Origin of the sequence: Bacteroides mucinivorans (assembly GCF_034654355.2) — a bacterium.
In the GTDB taxonomy this organism is placed as follows: domain Bacteria; phylum Bacteroidota; class Bacteroidia; order Bacteroidales; family Bacteroidaceae; genus Bacteroides; species Bacteroides nordii.
In genome coordinates, this window is the sequence record NZ_CP178179.1 from 4,468,233 (window position 1) to 4,483,364 (window position 15,132).

Genomic DNA, 15,132 nt, shown 5'->3' on the forward strand with positions numbered 1-15,132 from the left:
CCAGACATTGTTTGAAGCTTTTTGTTGACAAAGACAAGAGAATACATTATATTTGCAGCAAACATAAAATACTGATTATGAAACCTAAACATTTCTATCAGACAGCTTTGTGCTGCATCCTTACTCTGCTGAGCGCATGTAAGGACGACAACGACAGTCCGCTCCGCTTTTATAACGACACATACGAAGTCCCTATGGGAGGTATACGCTACCTGGGGTTGGAAAGCGGAAACGGTGATTATTCATTAGAAGTAAAAGATCAACGTCTTGTCAGTGCACAAGTGGAACAGGGATGGTCGACTCCGGGTGGTAGTGCCATCTATGTCCGGGGAATCCTTACGGGAAAAACAACCTTGAAAGTCACAGACTATGCAACGTTGGAAAGTTGTCTTTTGACAATTAAAGTAGTGGATAATTACGAAACAATGCGGCTATCCCGTGGATATGGATCTGTACTGTCTGAGAATGGAACGGCGGACATGCTGCCCGGCATTTCGGATATATTTCTTATCAATAATCGTGCACGGGATGCATATTTCTTCAGACAGGGACCTCAAACAGCCTTTTCATCCGGGTTGGTACTGGTAGCAAAAGGAAATTATGTACTCGAACCGGGAATGGACGACCAGGCCAATATGACACTCACCTTTACAGAGAGTGTGGAGCACGCAGAAGCCCTGACCGGTTCACATAAGTTCATCCTTCACGGCAATCCGTATATACTCCACCGGTTGGACAAGAACCTGAATCTGAATTGGGATACTCCACCGACAGGAGATACGCGGACATCGCCCGAACCTCCTCCTTCTTACATTCTGGAAGAAGAAGGAACAGGAAAGCAGTTGAGCTTTTCATTCACCGGACTGGAAATGCCGGAAGGAATATTGCCTTAACCGGGAAGAAAACAGCCGGCTCCGATGTCTGGTGTCATCACAGGATACGTATCTCTTCGGGCAAATATCCGCTGCGAATACGCCACTCCTGCGGATAAAGATTATTGGCACGATTGCCTATATTCTTCACAAAACCGAGGGGAACCGATCTATAAGTAAGCAATACATAACCACGAGGGGCCGTCTCTGATAAAGAGATGGCCTCTTTGCGTAAAAAAGCAATGGCTTGTTCGTAACTGATTTCTTCTGTAGAGAAAATATCCGGTTGCAATGCCCGGCTCATAGCAAGTGCATGATCGGGAATAAGATCTTTCCCTTTCACTTCTCCCACTGTGATACCCGCTTGTACTATGCGGAGAAACTGCTTTAAAGTGGCAAGTTCACCGATGTATTCTTTAGGAAATGCAGTAATCGTGTTTCCATTTACTGACAGTTCATACGCTTCAGGAACTGCAAGCCAGCTTTTTGCTGTCGCTAATTGTTCTTTACCAATCGGTGCAGGAGCTGCTTTACCTCGCATAGCAGACACTTTTTTACGGATAGCCTTTCCATTGCCGACTTCATAAGCAAATACCTCCGAACCTGCAGCACCGTACATTTCTTTCTCTCTTTCCGGTTTCCGAAGTGCGGCAAGAAAGAACCCCTCTCCTCTCGTTTTATGAGGCAAAAAACGGTAGACCGGAAAGTCTGTTCCTGTTAGCAGATCTCCTGTGATGTCCCACTCCGAAGAAATATCCAACGGAAGTACTTCAGTTCCGAATTCATCACAAATCCACTGCACATTTTCTTCGTCCTCCTTCGTGTTATAAGTACAAGTACTGTATATAAGTATCCCACCCGGTTTAAGACATTGCCAGATATCAGCAATAATACGGCGTTGACGTTGCCAGCATATTTCAACGTTATCCGAGTTCCACTCCTCAATTGCGCGAGGATCTTTGCGGAACATACCTTCGCCGGAACAGGGTACATCGGTGAGTATTACATCAAAAAAACTTCCAAGATGTGAGAAATCTGCCGGATCATTGTTCGTCACTACAACCCCGGGATACCCCCACTTTGTCAGATTCTCTGCAAGTATCTGCGAACGATTGCGGATCACTTCATTTGCAACCAACAGACTTCCTGCCGGCAAAAGGCTACAGGCATGAGTAGACTTCCCGCCGGGAGCAGCGCAAAGATCAAGCATCACAACAGGGTCTTCGGATAGATATTGTTGCAACACCTGACCAACAAACATAGACGAGGCTTCCTGCACATAGTAACAACCGGCATGAAAAAGAGGATCAAAAGTAAACGTCAGACGCTGATCGAGATAATACCCCTCTTTGCACCAGGGAACTTGTTTTAGTTGAGAGTTGAGAGTTGGAAGTTGAAAATTAACTGCGCTATCAGGCTGCATAGTAACTTTCAACTTTCCACTTTCAATTTTCAATTGATTAAGCCGGATACTGACAGGAGGTTCCTGCTCCAGGGCAGCAGATAACTTTTCATATTCTTCGTTGCCCAACAAGGTACGGGTATAGTCAATAAAAGAGGCTGGCAAATTCATTGGATTTCCTTTTTATATGTATTAAAACCGATTGGATTACGGGGTTTACTCGCATCTTTCTCTTTGGTCTGTAACTCCGCAAGAGTCCGATTTATCAATTCTATCTGCATACGCGTATCATCATTTATATCATTATAATCGGCAACTCCATCCATTTTCTTCTGTTAATTCCTGCAAATATCAAAAATATTTTGTCTCTTTGCAACTTTCCGGCAGGTTAACTACGTCTAATAACCAAAGAAACAAAAAAATTACAAGATATGAAAAGAATTTTAATTGCTCTAATGGTGGCAACTCTCTACTGCTCCATGTCATTTGCACAAAAGCAGAAAACCGTCTACAAAGATAGTACCGGACAGGTAACAATTACAGTTAGCAAAACCAATGATGATTCGGTCTATACCCCCAAATACAAAGATACAGCAGAGGATGGAGTAACCGTAGAAAGCGAATCAACTGATTCCTATGACAGTACATACAGTTATACTGGCTTTAATGATGAAGACTTCTCTTTAATCAAAGACTTTAGCGGCATGGCTTCCAAAGGCATTGCTCTTGCATTCTTCATCTTGATATTAGTTTTCGGTTTCCCTATTTTTGTTATCTTCATTGCGTTTTACTTCCGCTACAAAAACCGGCGTGAACGTTACAAACTGGTAGAAAAAGCCATTGCTGCCGGACAGCCCATTCCGGAAGGTATTCTTAAAGAGAGCCTGAATACAGACACACGTTCCAAAGGAATTAAAAACATGTGCCTCGGCGCCGGATTGTTCATCTTCCTTTGGGCTATAACAGACAGCTTTGCTCTGGGGTGTATAGGCCTACTGATAATGTTCACCGGCCTCGGACAATGGTTGGTTGCCCGTAATCAACATCCTACTGACGAGCAAAAATGAGTCAGATCAACGACATATCGTTAGTCGCACAGGTCGTGGTGTTTAAAAACGCCAAGGCCTTCAACCAGTTGGTGCAGAAGTATCAATCGCCTATCCGGCGCTTCTTCCTCAACCTGACGTGCGGCGACAGCGATTTGAGCGACGATCTGGCACAAGATACATTTATCAAAGCATATACAAGTATAGCAACCTTTAAAAATCTTTCAAATTTCTCAACATGGCTTTATCGTATTGCTTATAATGTATTTTATGATTATATTCGCAGTCGGAAGGAAACAACCGAACTGGACTCCAGAGAGGTAGATGCTACCAATTGTGTTGAACAGGAAAACGTAGGACAACGCATGGACATTTACCAATCACTTGAAAAGCTAAAAGAAGTGGAACGAACCTGTATCACTTTGTTCTATATGGAAGATGTAAGTATAGACAAAATTGCGGGAATTGTGGGTATACCGGCAGGAACAGTAAAAAGTCACCTGTCGCGTGGTAAAGAGAAATTGGCTATGTATTTAAAACAAAATGGTTATGATGGAAACAGATGATAAACTAATACGGGAATTCTTTGCAAAACAAAAACAAGAAATACCCGATAATGGCTTTAGTCGCCGTGTAATGCACCATCTGCCCTACCGCACAGGACTATTGGTGAAAATATGGAGTGTATTTATTACGTTTGTGGCTGTGGTGCTGTTCTTTGCTTTCGACGGACTTCAGGCAGTAGTAGGTACTGCACGTGATATATTTGTATCGATGGTACAAAGCGGAGCCGCAACTGGCATTGATCTCAAATCGCTGATTATCGCTGCAGTGGTACTCATGTTTCTGGGAGTACGCAAGGCATGGTCGATGGCATAAGAAAAGCAGAGTAAAAAGTAAACTTTTTACTCTGTAATATAGTATATTGGTAAACGTATAACAATCACACATTCAATTTAATATGGAATAAAAGAGGGAAGTCTTTACTTTCCTCTTTTATGCTTATACAAAGCAAAGGAATTTCAATCAACAGGCTCCATATGCCCTGTGAAGGGGGTATATAGGTCTCGTTTGAAATCGGCATATCAACAATATCCCGGTAGCAAACAGTCCGCTTGATAGCAGCAAACTTTTTTTCATCAGTAAATAATATTCTATCTCTTAGTCTGGTGAAACGGAACATCAAATGATAGGAGAACAGTTTTCATTTTGTTAAAGTATGATAAATTTGCTCTTAACAGAAAAGAGCTCCGAACAGAGAAGTTGTATCTTTGTTTCCTTAGTAAACTAAATAAAGACTGCAAGTTTTGAGACTACATATATTTTTTATTTTGTTGTTTTTGACAATAAGCAACATAAAAGCAGATGAAATAGATAGCTCATGGGTACAGCGACAAGACACTACCGAATTACCCAGTGACCAGATGGTACTCAATTTCCTCCGGGAATCGGGTATTCCTATTACGCATGGTAATAAAGTAAAGTTACTCAAAAGCGGACGCGAGAAATTTGAGGATCTCTTTGAAGCTATTCGCGGCGCTAAACACCATATACACCTGGAATACTTTAACTTCCGGAATGATTCCATTGCCAACGCTCTTTTTGACCTCTTGGCCGAAAAAGTAAAGGAGGGAGTGGAGGTACGCGCCTTATTCGATGCTTTCGGTAACTGGTCTAATAATAAGCCGCTAAAGAAGCGTCATCTCAAAGCAATCCGTGAACGAGGTATCGAAATAGTCAAGTTCGATCCATTTAAGTTTCCCTATATCAATCACGCAGCACATCGGGATCATCGGAAAATAGTTGTTATCGATGGGAAAATAGGTTACACCGGAGGAATGAATATAGCAGATTATTACATCAACGGACTCCCCAAAATTGGTACATGGCGTGATATGCACATCCGTATTGAAGGCCCGGCAGTAGACATTCTGCAAGAAATCTTCCTCACAATATGGAACAAAACAGCCAAGCAAGATATCACAGGAGAGGCTTATTTTCCTGAACTTCCGGCTCCGGCAGATAGTATTGATGGAATTACCGTTGCTATCGTCGACCGTACACCGAAAAAGAATACCCGCATGCTCAGCCATACTTATGCCATGTCTATCTATGCGGCAAAAGAAAATGTACGAATAGTGAATCCTTACTTCGTACCCACCTCTTCGATCCGGAAAGCACTAAACTACGCACTTGAGAAAGGTACAAAGGTAGAGATTATGATCTCCTCTAAGGCAGATATACCTTTCACGCCGGATGCTTCGCTCTATAAAGTGCATAAGCTAATGAAACGTGGCGCGGATATATATCTGTACAATGGCGGATTTCATCACTCGAAAATCATGATGGTGGACGAGACCTTTTGTACCGTAGGCACTGCCAATCTTAACAGCCGAAGCCTGCGCTATGACTATGAAACAAATGCTTTTATCTTTGACAAAGAGTTTACAGCACAACTTGACAGTGTATTTGAGGCTGATACCCAACATTGTACAAAGCTCACACCTGAAATATGGAAAAAGCGTTCACCGTGGAAGAAGTTCGTCGGATGGTTTGCTAACCTATTTACTCCCTTTTTATAATCTGCATAGATTCTAACTACTTACTACTGGATTCTAACTACTTTTTTTCTACCTTTGCAGTATGAAACAGTATTTAGATTTACTCAACCGTGTACTTACCGAGGGTGCTGAAAAGAGTGACCGCACCGGTACTGGTACAATCAGTGTTTTCGGACATCAGATGCGCTTCAATCTCGACGAGGGATTCCCTTGCCTGACGACAAAGAAATTGCACCTGAAATCTATTATATATGAGCTATTATGGTTCTTGCAGGGAGATACGAATGTAAAATATCTGCAAGATAACGGGGTTCGTATCTGGAATGAATGGGCCGACGAAAAAGGAGAACTAGGACATATCTATGGCTATCAGTGGCGTTCATGGCCTGACTACAAAGGCGGTTTTATCGATCAGATCAGTGAAGTGGTAGATACAATCAAGCATAATCCTGACTCCCGGCGAATCATCGTAAGTGCCTGGAATGTAGGGGACCTCGATAATATGAACCTGCCTCCATGCCATGCTTTCTTCCAGTTTTACGTAGCCAACGGACGTCTGAGTCTGCAACTCTATCAACGGAGTGCAGATATTTTTCTGGGAGTTCCGTTCAATATCGCCTCTTATGCCCTGTTATTGCAAATGATGGCGCAAGTGACCGGATTGGAAGCCGGAGATTTCGTACATACATTGGGAGATGCGCATATCTACCTGAACCATCTGGAACAGGTAAAGCTGCAATTAACCCGTGAACCACGTCCGCTACCCCAAATGAAGATAAATCCGGATGTAAAGAGTATCTTCGACTTCAAATTTGAAGATTTTGAATTAATAAACTATGATCCGCATCCACATATTGCAGGAAAAGTCTCGGTATAAATCAGTAGCTAGAATTTAGTAGTTGGTAGTTAGAAGCTATGCAGCATGATCGTATTTTTATGATCTGACGACATATTCCATAGATTCCAACTTCTAAATTCTAACTACTAAATTCCAATAAACATTATGAGTAAAATCAGCATTATAGCCGCTGTAGATCGCCATATGGCTATCGGCTTCAAAAATAAACTTTTGTTCTGGTTGCCCAATGACCTCAAACGTTTTAAAGCACTCACCACAGGAAATACAATTATAATGGGGCGAAAAACATTCGAGTCACTTCCTAAAGGTGCACTTCCCAATCGCCGCAATATTGTTCTTTCTTCCAATCCGGCAAATAGCTTTCCCAATGCCGAGGTTTTCACTTCTTTGGAAGCTGCTTTGCAAAATTGCCGCGAAGATGAGCATGTTTACGTCATCGGCGGAGAAACTGTATACCGCCAGGCTATTGTCCTAGCTGACGAACTCTGCTTGACTGAAATAGATGATGAAGCCCTGGAAGCCGATGCTTTCTTCCCTTCAGTAGACCTTACAGTATGGCACGAAAAAAACAGAGAAGTCCATCCTGCGGATGAAAAACATCTCTGCTCCTATGCGTTCGTTGATTACACCAGATAGTTACGGATAGAACGAATCACTCCTGATCGTCTGTGTCCACTATAATTGGCATCTGCCGTTTAATAGCTTCATGGAAAGAGATAAGTGTCTCAGTACGTGCCAACCCCAACGGTTGCAGCTTATCATGAATGACACTCAACAGATGATGATTATTCTTTGCATAAATCTTGATGAACATATCATATTTACCTGTAGTGAAATGACATTCCACCACCTCTGGTATAGCTTCCAAAGCTTTTGTCACAGAATCAAATGATTCCGGGTCCTTCAGGTAAATTCCAATGTAAGCACACGTCTCATACCCGATTTTTTCAGGGTCGATGACAAACTCCGAACCCTTCAATATCCCCAGATTAGTCAGCTTCTGTATACGCTGGTGGATAGCTGCACCCGAAACATTACACGCTCGTGCCACTTCCAGAAAAGGAATACGTGCATTATCTGCTATCAGCTTCAGAATCTGCTCATCTAAAGTATCCAATTGATGATGTCCCATTTTAAATCAATTTGTTTTAATACATGAATGTTATTGCAAAGTTAGATAATTTTTTGGCAATAAATACTATGATTTATTACTTTTATTTCTAAATATGGGATAAGTCAGCAATTGTTCGTACCTTTGTAAAAACATAAATATACGCTAAATATGAAACGAAATACTACCCTCATACTATGCCTTTTGATGGTAATAAACATACACGCACAGGGGTTTACAGACTTTTTCAAGGACAAAACATTACGAGTAGATTATATTTTCACCGGTGATGCCAAACACCAATCGATCTATCTGGATGAACTTTCGTACCTGCCTTCATGGGCAGGGCGCAGACATCATCTCTCCGAACTTCCTTTAGAGGGTAACGGCCAAATCACAATGATCGATCTCACCACTCGAAAATGTATCTATAAAACCTCCTTTTCCTCTCTTTTTCAAGAGTGGCTTTCTACAGACGAGGCTCAGAAAACAGCAAAAGGATTTGAAAATACCTTTCTACTTCCTTATCCGCAACACCCGGTAGAGATAGAGATCACACTGCTCAACTCGTCACGAAAAGTAATGGCTCGTTTAAAACATATCGTACACCCCGATGATATACTGATTCATGAACGGGGTATCTCGCATATAACACCACATAAATACCTTCTGAAAAGTGGTAGTGAAGCAGATTGTATCGATGTAGCCATCTTGGCTGAAGGATATACTGAAGACGAAATGGATCTATTCTACAAAGATGCTGAAAAAGCATGCGAAAGTCTTTTCTTTTATGAACCATTCAAATCAATGAAAAACCGGTTCAATATTGTTGCTGTTGCCAGCCCATCAAAAGATAGTGGTGTCAGTGTACCACGAAAAAGCAATTGGAAACAAACTGCATTTAATTCTCATTTTGATACTTTCTATTCCGACCGTTATCTGACTACCAGTCGTGTAAAGTCTATACACAACGCGTTATCAGGTATTCCTTACGAGCATATTATCATCATCGTCAATACCAAAGAATACGGTGGTGGAGGTATCTATAACTCCTACACACTGACTGCTGCTCACCACCCTACCTTCAAACCCGTAGTAGTACACGAATTCGGACATAGTTTCGGAGGTTTAGGTGACGAATATTTTTATGAAGAAGATGTAATGACGGACACCTATCCGCTCAATGTGGAGCCTTGGGAACCGAATATCTCTACCCGTGTAGACTTCTCCTCCAAATGGGAAGATATGCTTCCGGCAGGAATTCCTGTTCCTACTCCTCCGCAAATGAATAAGCAGTACCCGGTAGGTGTTTATGAAGGTGGTGGATATTCAGCAAAAGGTATCTACCGTCCCTCTTTTGATTGCCGCATGCGAACAAATGAATATCCAACATTCTGTCCGGTATGCCAACGCTCTATTCGTAGAATGATTGAATTTTATACTAACAATAAATAAAGTAATAATCAAAAACCAGGTCTTTATGATTAGACTCCAACCTATCAGTACGTCTGACGTACAACATTATCAATTTATGGAGGATCTGCTTATTGCAGCCTTTCCACCAGAAGAATACCGCGAGCTGAAAGATTTGCGCGAATATACCAACCGTATTGGCAATTTCCATAATAATATTATTTTTGATGATGATACCCCTGTGGGGCTTATTACCTACTGGGACTTCGATCATTTTTATTATGTAGAACACTTTGCCATTAACCCGGCATTACGAAATGGTGGCTATGGCAAAAAAGTATTAGATTTCTTATGCAAAAAATTAAACCGTCCCATCGTTCTGGAAGTTGAAATGCCCCTGGAAGAAATGGCACAACGCCGTATTAACTTCTACAAACGACAAGGATTTGTTCTTTGGGAAAAAGAATACCACCAGCCTCCCTATAAAACCGGAGATCCTTTCTTACCGATGTATCTGATGGTACATGGCGATTTACAATGTGAACAGGATTTTGACACAGTAAAGAAGAAAATCCACAAGGAAGTCTATAATGTGAAAATGAATTCCTAAACATTCTCTTCATTTCATTCCAAAGAAAAAAAGGTGCTTAACTAAATAAATAGCTAAGCACCTTTTTCAAATATATTCAATCAACTCTCTATTCGCGGTACTGCGAAGAGTAGTTAATTTTCAAAGCATAAGCTTGACGAAGTGCATTCTTGATATCAGTTACGATACCCATCTTCGTATCCTTATCGATTTTCAGAGATACAGTCATCATTGCTTGATCAGATTCTTTCATACTTGATCTTTCTGCAATAATATAATCCTGAATTTCCGAAACTTCAGCGAAAGCATCATTCAATTGGATACGGCTCTCAGAACCCATCTTCTGACGAAACTCTCTCATTGGCTTTCCTACATACACAAATGTAACCAATGATTTCTTTTCAAGTTTTTCTAATTCTGTTGCTTGCGGAATCTTAAATTCAACCTTCAACGTTACCTCACGCATCGTTGTTACAATCATAAAGAAGAATAACAGCGTAAAGATAAGGTCAGGCAGAGAAGAAGTATTCAACGCAGGCATTTCACGTTTACCTGTTTTATTAAATTTTCCCATTACTTCTTTTCTCCATATTTTTTAGGTTCAGCTTCAGAAATCTTCTGAGGATAAATTTCACGAACAGCTTTCTGCTGATCTTCATTTAACTCTGAATATTTCTTTCCCCACTTTTCCTGAGACAGTTCATCTCTCAGTTCATTGTAAGCAGCAACCAATTCATTTTGTACGTCAATATATGCCTGATATGAAGAAGAACGGTCGTTCTGTAAAGAGACTACATGCTTTTCAGTGACCATCGTCGGACCAAAAAAGTCAACATCCTTTGATGTTTTTTCCGGCAACGACTCATCATTATATTTATTAGCAACAAACTCTTTAGTCTTCGCTCTCAACTGCTGAACATTCATGATTTCACCGTTAACCATCAACTGGTCATACATATTCAGGTAAATCTGTAGAACGTTGCGTTGCTTAACCTTGTCTTCATTCTTCTGCTCCTTATCATTTTCAGGCGGTGGCGGCAAACGTCTTGCCAAACCACGGTCCGTATCCATAGAAGTTGTAATCAAGAAGAAGATCAGCAACAAGAAAGCGATATCAGCCGTAGAACTTGAATTTATATCAGGAACTTTTCTTTTTCCTTTTGCCATAGTATTACTATATTTAATTGAGCAAGCTCAATTGGATTATGATAATTTCTTCTTAATGCTACTCAAGATGATAGCAACAACTGTTGCTCCCAAAAGGAAGTAGATTGAATAAAGGAACATATCAGTTAGCTTCAACCAAAAAGGAACATTGTCCGTTCCATCATATCCTGGTATTCTCAAAGTCTCTTCGCTACCCATAGCCCAAGAAACAACCAGTACAAGAACTAAAAGAATAAGACCAATCAATGATTTAATAGCGCTTACCGGATTATCTTTCAACGCTGAACCGAACTGGAATATAGCAGCAATAACAGTTGCAGCTACTGCAAGTCCGAAAAGTGCATACATCAAATACAATAATGCATCTGTATTTGCAGGTTGCCACATTTCCGGATCAACGCCTGCCAATGCAGCTGTTCCCTGAGCATCTCCTCCAAAATAAAAGAGACCTAATACCACCAGGATAAGAGCAAACATTGCGTACAGTACGTAGTACGATAATTTATATGATAACTTACTCATCTCAGATTATTTTTTGTATTTCAAGTTATATTTGATTACCATGTCAAGCAAAGAGATAGAAGAATCTTCCATTTCGCTTGTAAGAGCTTCGATCTTAGAAAGTACATAGTTGTAGAATACCTGAAGAATCAAAGCAACGATCAAACCGAAGATAGTTGTAATCAAAGCAACTTTCATACCACCTGCAACAACCGTCGGAGAGATATCACCTACTTGCTGGATCTTATCAAATGCCTGCACCATACCGATTACAGTACCCAAGAATCCTAATGACGGAGCCATTGCGATAAACAGTGTGATCCAAGAACATCCTTTTTCAAGGTAACCTGCTTGCACACCACCATAAGATACAACTGATTTTTCTACTACATCAATACCTTGATCGATTCTCATCAAACCTTGATAGTAAATAGATGCAATAGGACCTCTGGTGTTACGAGCGATGTCTTTTGCAGCTTCAACATCACCTTTTTCCAAAGCAGCTTCAATAGAAGCCATAAATTTCTTAGTATTGATTTCAGCCAAGCTCAAATAAATGATACGTTCAATACAGAATGCCAAACCGATAACCAATGCAATAGCTACCAAACTCATGAAAGATGCAGTACCTTCAATGAATTTTACTTTAATTTCTTTGTGAATACCACCTTCTTCAACGCCGTCAACAGAAGCATCAGCAGCTGGTTCTACTGCAGCAGGTGCAGCCTGTTCAGTTTGTTCAGCAGCAGGAGCATCTTGAGCCTGAGCAAGTTGAGTTGAGCCAAATGTTAAGACTCCCATCACAGCAACAATTGCGAATAACTTTTTCATTGTGTGTCTAATTTTTAAGATTAATTAATTAAATTATTATTATTGTATTTATTTTAGTTGTTTCCAAATTCCATTTGCTCATCTGCGGAGAGAGCGGGATTCGAACCCGCGATACACTTTTGGCGTATACACGCTTTCCAGGCGTGCCTCTTCAACCACTCGAGCATCTCTCCCTAAACCGGTTTGAGCCTTTTCAGCTACAAATGTATCCTTTTTTTTCTTCTTCTAAAGCATTCTAGCTCTTTTATCTCAAAGAAATACTCCAAATTAATATATTTTAAAACCTTTAGAAGCTTATTTGAGCATTCCAAACACTTTTAAAGCGTTTTCAGATGTGGCTTCAGCAACCCGTTCAGGCATCTTTTCATAAGCCTCTGCAACTTTTATCAAAGTATCTTTTATATAGGCACTTTCATTCCTCTTTCCACGATTCGGAGCGGGAGTCAGGTAAGGTGAATCAGTCTCTAAAACAATACGTGTCAACGGAATACCTTTCAAAACATCTGCCAAGTGAGATTTCTTAAATGTCACGACCCCATTTATTCCCAGCATAAAATCCGGAAATTCCAGTAACCTGGCAGCCTCTTCAGAAGTACCGGTAAAACTATGAAAAATCCCTTTTAACCCACTTTTTTTATAGGGCTCCAATACCTTATATATATAATCGAAAGCTTCTCTACAATGAACCACAATAGGCAAATGATACTCTAAAGCCCATTCTATCTGTTTTTCAAAGACAATAAGTTGCTCTTTCAAAAAAGTTTTATCCCAATAAAGGTCCAAGCCAATTTCACCAATAGCCACATACTCATTAAAAGGAGCTAACTGACGTGCAACAATATCCAATTCTTTTTCATAAGACTCATTAACAGAAGTAGGATGTAATCCCATCATCGGAAAACAAAATCCTTTATAAGTATTACATACCGAAAGTAATGGTCCAATTGTTGTACTGTCTATATTCGGCATAAAAATATGAGTTACACCTGCATCGTGAGCACGCTGCATTACTTGTGGAAGATCGTCGGAGAACTCTTCCCAAAAAAGATGTGAATGAGAATCAACAAGCATAATTAAACTAATCTATTCAGGTTGTTTTTCACCTGTCCGGTAATAATAAATAACTCCATAGTCACGGCATCTGTCTAAACGGAGTTCATTAGGAGATATATTCCGGAACTTTTCTTCTACTTGATTCCAAATATCCAATATCAGTTCATCAGCACGGGTACGCATAGCAGCCAATCCTTCTAAACTACGGTTAGTCAACACTTGTAGTGCTTTCTGCCTTTCATAACTATCAACAAATATATCATAATGAACCTTCACCTTAGCAATAGTAGGATTATAAATAGGCACTCCTCCCTGTGACGTTCTTTTTCTCTCACCTTCAATAATTCGTTTTCCCCATTCAACCATTGCAACCTCAGATGTTAAATCGGGAACATTATAATTATCAACCGGTAAACAATATATTTTTTTGTGGATAGGTTTCACTTCAGAACGAAGTACAGACAAATTCAATACCTGGATAAAATGAGAAATATACAAACGGGCTGTCTTTACATTTGATTGATGCTTTGGACTTTCCTTCACCTGGTTATTATAACATTGAATATAATAGTTATGAGCAACCTCAAATTTTGAAAGAAAATTCCTTGCTTCAGATAAAGTATTCAAAGATATTGCCAGTTCACTTACATTATACACATCCCCCTTTCCGACCGCCGATTTCAGCGCTCGTATTCTGGCCTGGTCTGTATTTGGTAAACGTCTGTAAGGCATCGGACAACACTGTTAATTACATTTCTCTGTACATCAAATGTTCCATCAAATTTTTTAATTCTTTTTTTCTTTCTTCAGCCACTGTTACTGCTGCTAAACTTTCCATAGCACGGGTATAATATTCACGCATTTTATTTTTACAGATACCCTTTATGCCAATCTTATCATAAATCCCGGTTACAGCAGCGATCTTTTGTTCCGGAACAAAATCTTCAGCAGTAATCCAGGTATTCAGTTCGGCAAAACAATCCTTATCAGCATGCTCCAAAGCTTTAATCAACATATAAGTTTTCTTATTGCAGAGGATATCCCCCCCTATTTTCTTACCAAAGACAACCGGATCACCATACACATCCAACAAATCATCCTGCAATTGAAAAGCAACACCTAGCTGAACACCAAAATCATAAAGACGTTCGGAATCTTCTCTGGATGCTCCGCCCAATATTGCACCTATTTTCAGACTGGCAGCCAACAACACTGCTGTTTTCAACCGGATCATTTCAATATATTCCTCTTCTTTAACATCGCTACGTTGCTCAAACTCCATATCCATCTGCTGCCCTTCACAAATTTCAAGAGCAGTAAGGCTAAAAATATCCATCACCTCCTTTAAATATTCCGTTGGACAGGCTGCCATATATTGATAAGCAAGTACCAACATTGCATCCCCCGACAATATGGCAGTATTATCATCCCACACTTTGTGTACGGTAGGTTTACCTCTACGCACATCTGCCCTGTCCATGAGATCATCATGAAGAAGGGTATAGTTATGATAAATTTCAATACCTATGGCCGGATCATAAACCTGCTCCACATTTTCCTTATATAAGTTATAAGCCATCAACATCAATACAGGACGAATGCGTTTTCCGCCCAAAGACAAGACGTATTCTACCGGATCATATAATCCTTTAGGAGAACGGGTAAACTGTAATTCAGAAACATGGGTATTTATTTTATCAAGCAATTGAGGCGCAGTAAACATAGTC

Annotated in this window: 18 protein-coding genes, 1 tRNA gene and 1 pseudogene; 9 read left to right on the forward strand and 11 right to left on the reverse strand. The window is 40.3% G+C overall.

Annotated features, from left to right (window positions below; all coding sequences use genetic code 11):
* The first annotated feature begins 77 nt into the window (after nt 1-77).
* Complete coding sequence (locus tag VCM39_RS17200) at nt 78-893, forward strand: hypothetical protein (protein WP_322932757.1); 816 nt, start codon at nt 78-80, stop codon at nt 891-893.
* 37 nt (nt 894-930) lie between these two features.
* Here the strand turns inward: VCM39_RS17200 and VCM39_RS17205 are convergent, their stop codons facing one another.
* A complete protein-coding gene (locus tag VCM39_RS17205) occupies nt 931-2,445 on the reverse strand; it encodes a methyltransferase RsmF C-terminal domain-like protein (RefSeq protein ID WP_322932758.1) in 1,515 nt (504 codons plus the stop codon).
* A pseudogene (locus VCM39_RS17210) lies at nt 2,442-2,588 on the reverse strand (ORF6N domain-containing protein); the annotation flags it as partial. The gene VCM39_RS17205 and the pseudogene VCM39_RS17210, both read right to left, overlap by 4 nt.
* Before the next feature lie 117 nt (nt 2,589-2,705).
* Between VCM39_RS17210 and VCM39_RS17215 the strand changes: the two are divergent.
* The 6 genes from VCM39_RS17215 (at nt 2,706) to VCM39_RS17240 (ending at nt 7,376) form a co-directional block, all read left to right on the forward strand.
* Nucleotides 2,706-3,341, forward strand: a complete 636-nt coding sequence (locus VCM39_RS17215; RefSeq protein ID WP_221651385.1) for a DUF6249 domain-containing protein — start codon at nt 2,706-2,708, stop codon at nt 3,339-3,341.
* On the forward strand, nt 3,338-3,886 hold the full coding sequence (locus tag VCM39_RS17220; protein ID WP_221651384.1) for an RNA polymerase sigma factor: 549 nt from the start codon (nt 3,338-3,340) through the stop codon (nt 3,884-3,886). The genes VCM39_RS17215 and VCM39_RS17220 overlap by 4 nt, the downstream gene beginning before the upstream one ends.
* The gene (locus VCM39_RS17225) at nt 3,870-4,199 is read left to right on the forward strand and encodes a DUF5056 domain-containing protein (protein WP_221651383.1); all 330 of its coding nucleotides are present in this window, start codon (nt 3,870-3,872) and stop codon (nt 4,197-4,199) included. Before VCM39_RS17220 ends, VCM39_RS17225 begins: the two co-directional genes overlap by 17 nt.
* Before the next feature lie 428 nt (nt 4,200-4,627).
* The gene (gene cls, locus VCM39_RS17230) at nt 4,628-5,902 is read left to right on the forward strand and encodes a cardiolipin synthase (RefSeq protein ID WP_221651382.1); all 1,275 of its coding nucleotides are present in this window, start codon (nt 4,628-4,630) and stop codon (nt 5,900-5,902) included.
* A 61-nt stretch (nt 5,903-5,963) separates the two neighbouring features.
* Nucleotides 5,964-6,758 carry a thymidylate synthase gene (locus VCM39_RS17235; protein WP_322932761.1) on the forward strand — a complete coding sequence of 265 codons (795 nt, stop codon included), beginning with the start codon at nt 5,964-5,966 and terminating at the stop codon, nt 6,756-6,758.
* Nucleotides 6,759-6,923: 165 nt separating this feature from the next.
* Nucleotides 6,924-7,376: a dihydrofolate reductase gene (locus VCM39_RS17240; RefSeq protein WP_413544846.1), complete on the forward strand. Its 453-nt coding sequence runs from the start codon at nt 6,924-6,926 to the stop codon at nt 7,374-7,376.
* Between the two features lie 16 nt (nt 7,377-7,392).
* Here VCM39_RS17240 and VCM39_RS17245 read toward each other — a convergent pair whose 3' ends face one another.
* Complete coding sequence (locus VCM39_RS17245; RefSeq protein ID WP_007484264.1) at nt 7,393-7,872, reverse strand: Lrp/AsnC family transcriptional regulator; 480 nt, start codon at nt 7,870-7,872, stop codon at nt 7,393-7,395.
* 150 nt (nt 7,873-8,022) lie between these two features.
* Here VCM39_RS17245 and VCM39_RS17250 point away from each other — a divergent pair, with 150 nt between their 5' ends.
* On the forward strand, nt 8,023-9,306 hold the full coding sequence (locus VCM39_RS17250; RefSeq protein WP_221651378.1) for an IgA Peptidase M64: 1,284 nt from the start codon (nt 8,023-8,025) through the stop codon (nt 9,304-9,306).
* A 25-nt stretch (nt 9,307-9,331) separates the two neighbouring features.
* Nucleotides 9,332-9,874, forward strand: a complete 543-nt coding sequence (locus VCM39_RS17255) for a GNAT family N-acetyltransferase (RefSeq protein ID WP_322932762.1) — start codon at nt 9,332-9,334, stop codon at nt 9,872-9,874.
* An 88-nt stretch (nt 9,875-9,962) separates the two neighbouring features.
* On the opposite strand, the gene VCM39_RS17260 is transcribed toward VCM39_RS17255, so the two are convergent.
* The 8 genes from VCM39_RS17260 to VCM39_RS17295 form a co-directional block, all read right to left on the reverse strand.
* Entirely contained in the window at nt 9,963-10,427 is a 465-nt protein-coding gene (locus tag VCM39_RS17260) for an ExbD/TolR family protein (protein ID WP_005933384.1), read from the reverse strand.
* The gene (locus VCM39_RS17265) at nt 10,427-11,020 is read right to left on the reverse strand and encodes an ExbD/TolR family protein (protein ID WP_221651376.1); all 594 of its coding nucleotides are present in this window, start codon (nt 11,018-11,020) and stop codon (nt 10,427-10,429) included. The genes VCM39_RS17260 and VCM39_RS17265 overlap by 1 nt, the downstream gene beginning before the upstream one ends.
* Nucleotides 11,021-11,056: 36 nt before the next feature.
* On the reverse strand, nt 11,057-11,542 hold the full coding sequence (locus VCM39_RS17270; protein ID WP_221651375.1) for a hypothetical protein: 486 nt from the start codon (nt 11,540-11,542) through the stop codon (nt 11,057-11,059).
* Nucleotides 11,543-11,548: 6 nt separating this feature from the next.
* On the reverse strand, nt 11,549-12,352 hold the full coding sequence (locus tag VCM39_RS17275; RefSeq protein ID WP_221651374.1) for a MotA/TolQ/ExbB proton channel family protein: 804 nt from the start codon (nt 12,350-12,352) through the stop codon (nt 11,549-11,551).
* A gap of 85 nt (nt 12,353-12,437) precedes the next feature.
* A tRNA-Ser gene (locus VCM39_RS17280) sits at nt 12,438-12,525 on the reverse strand.
* Nucleotides 12,526-12,646: 121 nt separating this feature from the next.
* Nucleotides 12,647-13,423, reverse strand: coding sequence for a TatD family hydrolase (locus VCM39_RS17285; protein WP_322932764.1), 777 nt, complete (start codon nt 13,421-13,423; stop codon nt 12,647-12,649).
* Nucleotides 13,424-13,435: 12 nt separating this feature from the next.
* A complete protein-coding gene (locus VCM39_RS17290) occupies nt 13,436-14,137 on the reverse strand; it encodes a hypothetical protein (RefSeq protein ID WP_221651372.1) in 702 nt (233 codons plus the stop codon).
* A 16-nt stretch (nt 14,138-14,153) separates the two neighbouring features.
* The gene (locus tag VCM39_RS17295) at nt 14,154-15,128 is read right to left on the reverse strand and encodes a polyprenyl synthetase family protein (protein ID WP_322932765.1); all 975 of its coding nucleotides are present in this window, start codon (nt 15,126-15,128) and stop codon (nt 14,154-14,156) included.
* Nucleotides 15,129-15,132: the final 4 nt, after the last annotated feature.

Bases quoted from the DNA above. Each gene is read 5' to 3' on its own strand.
- VCM39_RS17200 (WP_322932757.1), top strand. From the start codon at position 78: ATGAAACCTAAACATTTCTATCAGACAGCTTTGTGCTGCATCCTTACT.
- VCM39_RS17205 (WP_322932758.1), bottom strand. From the start codon at position 2,445: ATGAATTTGCCAGCCTCTTTTATTGACTATACCCGTACCTTGTTGGGC.
- VCM39_RS17215 (WP_221651385.1), top strand. From the start codon at position 2,706: ATGAAAAGAATTTTAATTGCTCTAATGGTGGCAACTCTCTACTGCTCC.
- VCM39_RS17220 (WP_221651384.1), top strand. From the start codon at position 3,338: ATGAGTCAGATCAACGACATATCGTTAGTCGCACAGGTCGTGGTGTTT.
- VCM39_RS17225 (WP_221651383.1), top strand. From the start codon at position 3,870: ATGATGGAAACAGATGATAAACTAATACGGGAATTCTTTGCAAAACAA.
- VCM39_RS17235 (WP_322932761.1), top strand. From the start codon at position 5,964: ATGAAACAGTATTTAGATTTACTCAACCGTGTACTTACCGAGGGTGCT.
- VCM39_RS17240 (WP_413544846.1), top strand. From the start codon at position 6,924: ATGGCTATCGGCTTCAAAAATAAACTTTTGTTCTGGTTGCCCAATGAC.
- VCM39_RS17245 (WP_007484264.1), bottom strand. From the start codon at position 7,872: ATGGGACATCATCAATTGGATACTTTAGATGAGCAGATTCTGAAGCTG.
- VCM39_RS17250 (WP_221651378.1), top strand. From the start codon at position 8,023: ATGAAACGAAATACTACCCTCATACTATGCCTTTTGATGGTAATAAAC.
- VCM39_RS17255 (WP_322932762.1), top strand. From the start codon at position 9,332: ATGATTAGACTCCAACCTATCAGTACGTCTGACGTACAACATTATCAA.
- VCM39_RS17260 (WP_005933384.1), bottom strand. From the start codon at position 10,427: ATGGGAAAATTTAATAAAACAGGTAAACGTGAAATGCCTGCGTTGAAT.
- VCM39_RS17265 (WP_221651376.1), bottom strand. From the start codon at position 11,020: ATGGCAAAAGGAAAAAGAAAAGTTCCTGATATAAATTCAAGTTCTACG.
- VCM39_RS17270 (WP_221651375.1), bottom strand. From the start codon at position 11,542: ATGAGTAAGTTATCATATAAATTATCGTACTACGTACTGTACGCAATG.
- VCM39_RS17275 (WP_221651374.1), bottom strand. From the start codon at position 12,352: ATGAAAAAGTTATTCGCAATTGTTGCTGTGATGGGAGTCTTAACATTT.
- VCM39_RS17285 (WP_322932764.1), bottom strand. From the start codon at position 13,423: ATGCTTGTTGATTCTCATTCACATCTTTTTTGGGAAGAGTTCTCCGAC.
- VCM39_RS17290 (WP_221651372.1), bottom strand. From the start codon at position 14,137: ATGCCTTACAGACGTTTACCAAATACAGACCAGGCCAGAATACGAGCG.
- VCM39_RS17295 (WP_322932765.1), bottom strand. From the start codon at position 15,128: ATGTTTACTGCGCCTCAATTGCTTGATAAAATAAATACCCATGTTTCT.